Source organism: Bacillus cereus group sp. N24 (genome assembly GCF_016483345.1).
Classification (GTDB): Bacteria; Bacillota; Bacilli; order Bacillales; family Bacillaceae_G; genus Bacillus_A; species Bacillus_A toyonensis.
The window spans coordinates 1-1,680 of record NZ_JAEHCA010000075.1 but is presented as its reverse complement, the minus strand read 5'-3'; the positions used below and the strand labels follow the sequence as shown (position 1 = coordinate 1,680).

Below are 1,680 nucleotides of genomic sequence, written 5' to 3'. Positions count from 1 at the left end.
CGTTTTTGTCTTGCATGACTAATTCGTTCAGCTACAACTTCTTTTGCTATCTTCACACTTCCCATCTCTTGTTTATCAGTCGTAATAAGGCTATCTACGCCCTCTAAAAAGAAATAACCATTTAATAACTCAATTAAAATTTGCGTATTTCTATCCGCACTATTTGCACCAAGACGAATTTTTGTTAGTTCACTTTTCAACACATCGTGTAGATTCTTTGATACAATTTCGGAAATATAATTCAATGACCATTCTGTATTTTTTGATGCTTGATGTTCTCTACAAATCCTAACAATTGCTTCACCGTTATATCTGATGTTGTGTTCTTCCATGTAATCTTTAATATACGTATCTGTTTCCTCATCCAATGTAATTTGCATACGAAAGTCCTTCATTTAATAACCCCTCTCATTTTGATATGCACTTTCTTTTTGCATACGCTCATAATACTTTTGGTTCTTCCAACTCTCATATTCACTTTTAAAAGCACGTTCCACTTTTCTCATAGAATACTGAATAGATACATTCTGTTGAAATTTTTGAAAAGGCTTTGATTTTTTCATGTGATGGATTCTCTTTTGTTCTTTATCATATGCCTTCATTTCTTGTAAAAAGGCGTTACCCATTCTTTTATACAAGTCATTAATTTTATTCGTCTTGTAATTTTCATATTGCTTCTTATCATACTTTCCTTCCCCATATGCTTCTTTAAAAACTTGCACTTCTTTATCTAACTTTTGGAGAAACTGATCGTAATCTTTTTTATGATGATGTTGAATATATCTACTGCTTAATTTATCAATTTCCGGCTTTAATGGTTGAATCGTATTGTAGCTATATTGCCACTGTCTTTTATCACTTGGTAACTGTTTATAGATTTGTAAAAACAACGGTTTCAGATGTTGATTACGCCAATCAAAAACGGAATCCTCTTTTTTCCTTCCCACCATATTATTTCGAATCAGATCATTAATTTGTTTTTGTTCCTGCTTACGATCTAATAGATTATTTACGACTTTCCCCTTCATCGCATCTAATGTTTTTGGTTTTCTTTTGCCACGTTCTCTCGTTGGAAATGGCTCAACAGTTGCCACATGAATGTGAATATTATCTGTATTAAAATGAATGGCTGCCGACCAGATAGAGCTTTTCTCCAACCCCTCTCTTTTCTGCATTTCCTTCATCGCAAGCCGTGTTACATCCATCAACTTTTTTTCATCCAATGTTTTTGTTTTCTCATCATAAATCCCTTGTTTCTCTAGCCAGTGATTATGAAAAGAAATGACATCTTGCCACATGATACTTCCATTTTCATGAGCGGTTTTAAACATTTCCTTTAAGGACTTTTTTTCACTTTCTGTTAAACGATTTGCGTGTTCCGTAAATAGTGCCGATGTCTTTTCTGAATCCCCCATATAATCTTGATACGTTTCGAACATTTTCGGGTTCAGCTTCACTTCACTTTTCGCTTCCTCCCGATCTACATAATCAATATAGTTCTGAAAAGCATCTGAACTTGGCAACACAAATTTCGTTTTTAAAACAACACCTGGTGTGACGGAAGATTGAACAGGAACGGCATTACTCATTTTCAACATCCTGCATCATCATTTGAATAAACTCATTCATTTTTTCCATTGCGCTATAACAATCACTCATCATATGGATGTTCTTTTCAAT

The 1,680-nt window shown here is 33.9% G+C and carries 2 protein-coding genes; both read right to left on the bottom strand.

The window, feature by feature from the left end:
- Window positions 1-395: hypothetical protein (locus tag JDS95_RS30375; protein WP_199691040.1), on the bottom strand; the 395-nt coding region annotated here is incomplete at its 3' end.
- Window positions 396-1,589: a MobP2 family relaxase gene (mobP2, locus tag JDS95_RS30370; RefSeq protein ID WP_199691039.1), complete on the bottom strand. Its 1,194-nt coding sequence runs from the start codon at window positions 1,587-1,589 to the stop codon at window positions 396-398. It lies immediately after the preceding gene.
- Window positions 1,590-1,680 lie beyond the last annotated feature (91 nt).

Excerpts from the sequence above, each read along its gene's own strand:
- mobP2 (WP_199691039.1), bottom strand. The coding sequence starts at position 1,589 with ATGAGTAATGCCGTTCCTGTTCAATCTTCCGTCACACCAGGTGTTGTT.